This window comes from Micromonospora sp. M51 (assembly GCF_018070305.1).
GTDB lineage: Bacteria > Actinomycetota > Actinomycetes > Mycobacteriales > Micromonosporaceae > Micromonospora > Micromonospora parva.
This window is the reverse complement of the sequence record NZ_JAGPXZ010000487.1, coordinates 1-4,768: the sequence shown is the minus strand read 5'-3', so window position 1 is coordinate 4,768 and position 4,768 is coordinate 1. Positions and strand designations below refer to the sequence as shown.

6 protein-coding genes are annotated in these 4,768 nt (G+C 71.6%); 2 read left to right on the top strand and 4 right to left on the bottom strand.

What is annotated here, in order from left to right:
* Positions 1–920 (top strand): MFS transporter (locus tag KBX53_RS22735; protein WP_210861523.1); only part of this gene is annotated, 920 nt, incomplete at its 5' end.
* Between the two features lie 54 nt (positions 921–974).
* Here KBX53_RS22735 and KBX53_RS22730 read toward each other — a convergent pair.
* The 4 genes from KBX53_RS22730 to KBX53_RS22715 all read right to left on the bottom strand — a co-directional run bounded on the left by KBX53_RS22730 (position 975) and on the right by KBX53_RS22715 (position 4,540).
* Positions 975–1,436 carry a DUF5709 domain-containing protein gene (locus KBX53_RS22730; RefSeq protein ID WP_081883976.1) on the bottom strand — a complete coding sequence of 154 codons (462 nt, stop codon included), beginning with the start codon at positions 1,434–1,436 and terminating at the stop codon, positions 975–977.
* 121 nt (positions 1,437–1,557) lie between these two features.
* On the bottom strand, positions 1,558–2,442 hold the full coding sequence (locus tag KBX53_RS22725) for an alpha/beta fold hydrolase (RefSeq protein ID WP_210861521.1): 885 nt from the start codon (positions 2,440–2,442) through the stop codon (positions 1,558–1,560).
* Positions 2,443–2,554: 112 nt separating this feature from the next.
* A complete protein-coding gene (locus KBX53_RS22720; protein WP_210861519.1) occupies positions 2,555–3,478 on the bottom strand; it encodes an RNA polymerase sigma factor in 924 nt (307 codons plus the stop codon).
* 93 nt (positions 3,479–3,571) lie between these two features.
* On the bottom strand, positions 3,572–4,540 hold the full coding sequence (locus KBX53_RS22715) for a YafY family protein (RefSeq protein ID WP_210861517.1): 969 nt from the start codon (positions 4,538–4,540) through the stop codon (positions 3,572–3,574).
* Between the two features lie 63 nt (positions 4,541–4,603).
* On the opposite strand from KBX53_RS22715, the gene KBX53_RS22710 reads away from it, so the two are divergent.
* Positions 4,604–4,768, top strand: a 165-nt coding sequence (locus KBX53_RS22710) for an epoxide hydrolase N-terminal domain-containing protein (RefSeq protein ID WP_247676061.1), incomplete at its 3' end; no start/stop codon positions are given.

Genomic DNA, 4,768 nt, shown 5'->3' with positions numbered 1-4,768 from the left:
ACGGCGTCTCGTCCCTGCCGGAGGTGGGCACCTTCGCCGAGGCCAAGGTGTGGGCCCCGATGCTGGTCGGCGGGGCGCTGGTGGTGGCGTTCGTGCTCTACTCGTTCAGGCCCCGGCACCCGCTGCTCGACCTGCGCCTGTTCCGCAACCGCAGCCTGACCATCGCGTCGGTGACGATGTTCGTGTTCATCATCGCGTTCATGGGCGCCGGCCTGCTGTTCCCGAGCTACTTCCTGCAGGTGCGCGGTGAGTCGACGCTGGCCGCCGGCCTGCTGATGGCCCCGCAGGGCATCGGCGCGATGATCACCATGCCGATCGCCGGCACGCTCGCCGACCGGGTGCCGATCGGTCGTACGGTCCCGTTCGCGTTGGGGCTCATCGTGATCGGGTTCTTCGGCTTCACCCAGGTCGACCCGCAGACCTCGTACTGGCTGCTCGGCGCGTCGCTGTTCGTGATGGGTCTGGGCATGGGCGGCACGATGATGCCGATCATGACGTCGGCGCTGCGGACGTTGCAGGCGCAGGAGGTGGCGCGCGGCTCGACGCTCGTCAACATCCTCCAGCAGATCGGCGGGTCGGTCGGTGCCGCCGTGATGTCGGTGATCCTCACCAACGAGCTGAACGGCTCCCGGCCGATTCCCGGCCTGGTGGACGAGAGCGGCAAGCCGGTCACCGAGGCGGGGCTGGCCATCGCCTCCCAGCAGCGGCCGGAGCTGCTTCAGCAGATGCCGGTCGACCCGTCGCTCATCGAGCGCGGGCTCGACTTCGCCGCCAAGTCGTTCGCCACCACGTTCTGGGTCGCGTTCGCGCTGGTCGTGCTCACCTTCATCCCGGCCGCCCTGCTGCCGCGCCGACGGCAGCCGGCGCAGCTCGACGACCCGCAGGGCGAGCAGATCAAGACGCCCGTCGTCATCCACTGACCGACCCCGCCGCGCCCGGCACCCGCTGAGGTGCCGGGCGCGGCGGGTACGTCGTCAGCGCAACGGACCGTCGCCGGGCCCGTCCGGGTCCTCGACCACGTGGATCGCCGCTTCCTCGGCGCTGGCGGCACCCGCGTCGATGCCGGCGTCCCACGCCACCGCCTCGGCCTCGTCGTCCTCGCGGACGCCGTCGTCGTACGCGACGAGGCGGCCGGCGCGCGCCTCCGCCTCGTACCCCCGGCGGGTCAGCTCGTCCTCGTCGTCGCCACCCTCGGCGTACGGGTCGACATCCGGCACCTCCTGGGCGAGGTGCTGCTCCAGCGACTCGCCCGCCCGCTCCTCGGCGGGCGTGGTGCCGAACCGGTTGGCCGCCGTCCAGTGGTCCTCGGCGACGATGCCGGTGTCGAGGGGGTCGCCGACCAGGTCGTCGTCGAGGGTGTCGGAGGCGTCCAGCACCCCGTCGTCCTCGGCCACGTTCCACTCGTCGACGGAATCCATCCGTTCGGTCTGGCTCACGGCGGTCTCCTCTGTGTCACGGTGCGGCAAAGTGCTCAGCCTATGACCGTGCAACGCGCCCGCACCCCGAGGCCTGCCCGCTGTGACGAACGGACCTCGGGGCGCGCCGTACCCGGGCGGGTCAGCGCTTCAGCAGCTCCGCCACGGCGTCGGTGAACTCGGCCGGCTGCTCGATGTGCGCGAAGTGTCCGCTTCGCGGCAGGGTCACCAGCCGCGAGTCCGGAAGCCCGGCGTGCAGCTGCTCGGCCCAGCGCGGGCCGCAGATGAAGTCGTACGCTCCGACGATCACCACAACGGGCACGGTGATCTCACCCAGGTTGTCCCGCACGTCGAAGGGCGTGGGGTCCTGCGCGCCGGCCGGCGTCGACCAGATCCGGACGGCCGCCTGAAACGGGGCGAACTCGTCCTGTCGACCCCAGAAGTCCGCGAAGTACACCGGCAGGGCGGCGCGCAGCGCGGCGCCCAACGACTCGTCGTCCGTCGCGCCGCCGATCTGCGCGAAGGCGGCCGGGACCGCCGCCGCCTCCGGCCGGTCCGGGTGCCGCTGCGGGTAGGCGGCGAGGCCTGCCATGGCCTCGGCCCAGAACTCGGCGCCGGTGACGGGTGACGTGTCGTACAGGGCGAGGCCGGCGATCCGGTCCGGGTGGGTGAGCGCGTACCGCTGGGCGACGAAACCGCCGTGTGAGTGTCCGAGCAGGTACACCCGGGGTTCGCCGAGGTGCTCGACGACGGCGTGCAGGAACCGGACATAGGTGTCCAGGCGGTAATCGGCGGGGTTCTCCAGCTGCCCGGACGCGCCGGTGCCCACCGGCTCGACGTAGACCATGGTGAAGTGCGTCTCAAGGCTGGGCGTCCGCAGGTACGCCCACTCGATGCCGGGGCCGCCGGAGTGCGCCACGCAGACCGGGCCGGTACCGGCGACGTGGTAGACCTGCCGAACGCCGTCGACGGTGAACGTGTGGGCACCGGGTGCGAGGGCGCTGACGTCGTGGCTGGTGGAACCCATGAACTATCTCCCGATCCGAGAACCGTGCGGCGTCCGCCGACACGGCGACTGGTGCATGACGCGGACCAGATGCTCGGGTCGGGGGAAAAGTTCGCTCGGCCGGGAGGGTTTTTCAGACCAGCGCGGGGACGGGGTGGAAGAGGGTCAGTTGGCGTACCCGCCCCTCGCGTAGCACCTGCAACCACAGCGCCGCGGGTGGGCAGTGCTCCGGGTCGTCGGGCGGGCTGATCAGGTCGGTCTCCCAGATCAGCACGTCGCCGCTGGCGGCCACGTTGCGCAGCCGCTGACGTACCCCGGCGGTCAGGTCGCGGTTCATGCCGCTGATCGCCAGGTCACGACCGCCGCGCGGGCCGCCCGGCACGATCATTTCGGCGTTCGGCCACCAACTCTCGCGGACCACCCGCTCGAAGTCGCCGCCCATCGCGGTGGCGATCACGTCGCGGCCCTCGCGCCACCGGGCGTCGTTGGCGGCGGCGACGTCGGCGTGCGCCGTGGTCGCGGCCGCGCGCAGACCGCCGGCGAGCGCACGGCGGGCGTGGTTGAGGCGGCTGCGGACGGTGCCGACCGGCACCCCACACACGGCGGCGATCTGCTCGTACGAGGACGCGTCGCTGAAGTAGCGCAGCAGGGTGACCAGGCGGTCAGGCTCGGACAGTTGCTCGATGGAGTGCCACACCCAGTCGCGCATCGTGGCCCGGTCCAGTGCCTCCTCGGGGGTGGGGCTGTCGGCCGGGCCGGTGAACCACTCCGGTTCGGCGACCGGGACGGCTCGGGGCTTGCGTAACGTCGTCCGGCTGGTGTTGCGGACGATGGCCCGCAACCAGGACCCGACGGCGTTCGGGTCGCGAACCTCGCCGATGCGACGCAGGGCGACGACCATGGTGTCCTGCACCGCGTCTTCGGCGTCCGGCCCGTAACCGAGGACGCTCAGCGCGACGGCACGCATCCCGGCCTCGTGCCGGGCCAGCAGCACACCGAGCGCGGCCGCGTCTCCCGCCTGCGCGAGCACGACCAGCTCCGCGTCGCTCTGCGTCACGTCCAGCTCCTCCCCAAAAGCCGGTTTTGCTGGCTTGTGCTCCGTCAAGCGTACGGCGGGCTGGCGTGTCGATGCCCCGAGCGGCCGGCCGTCCTACGCTGCGGGAGGGCTGGCGGCGCGGGTGGCACGGGTGCCGATCTGCCGCAGGTGTGCGATCAACTCCGGCGGCTCCTGCACCTCCAGCTCGCAACCGAGGGTGAGCAGGCGCCACGCCAGCCACTCCAGCGTGTCGGCGTTGCTGCGCAGCCGGCACGAGGTCGCGTCGATCGGGTCCAGCTCGACGCCGGCACCGCTGAGCGGGCCCGCCATCCGCTCGATCGGCGCGTGCAGCGTCACCACCGCCCGGTAGACGGGGGTCAGCTCAAGCAGCTTCTCCGTCATGAACGTGGCGGCGTCGGACGCCGGCAGTTGCCGGGCGGCGACCCGGTTCCGGGTGGGCCGCAGGTCGGTGATCCGATCGACCCGGAAGATCCGCCAGTCGTCGCGGTCGTTGTCGTAGCCCACCAGATACCAGCGTCGCCCGGCCGACACCAGCTTGTACGGCTCGACGAGCCGTTCGGCGTCCACGCCGTCGCGACGGCGGTAGGTGAACCGTAGCCGCTCCCGGTTGTTGACGGCGGCGGCCAGCGCGCTCAGGTGCTCCGGGTCGACAGTCGGTTGGTCCCAGGTGAGCATCGGTTCGGTGGCCGCCCCCAGCGCGCTGACCCGGTGCCGCAGCCTGGATGGCAGCACCTGTTCGAGCTTCGTCAGCGCCCGCACCGAGGCCTCCTCGATGCCGGCCACCGCGTGACCGGCGGCGGTGCGCAGACCGACAGCGATCGCCACCGCCTCGTCGTCATCGAGCAGCAGCGGGGGCATCGCCTTACCGGCGACGAGCCGGTATCCGCCGATCGCGCCCATCGTCGCCCGCACCGGGTAGCCGAGATCGCGCAGCCGCTCCACGTCGCGGCGGATGGTGCGCAGGCTGACCCCGAGCCGGGTGGCCAACTCGCTGCCGGGCCATTCGCGGGACGTCTGTAACAGCGACAGCAGGCTCAGCAGTCGGGCGGGGGTGTCGGACATGGCTCCCAGAATGCCAGCGATGTGTGCCAGAAGCTGTCCTATATGGGCCGTAGCGTTTTCGGCATGACACCCTTTCGCATCGACATCAGCCAGTCGGACCTCGACGACCTGCGTGACCGGCTCTCCCGCACCCGGTGGCCCCGCTCGTTGCCCGGCACCGGCTGGAGCCGCGGGGTGCCGGTGGACTACCTCCGTGAGCTGACCGGGTACTGGGCGAATGACTACGAC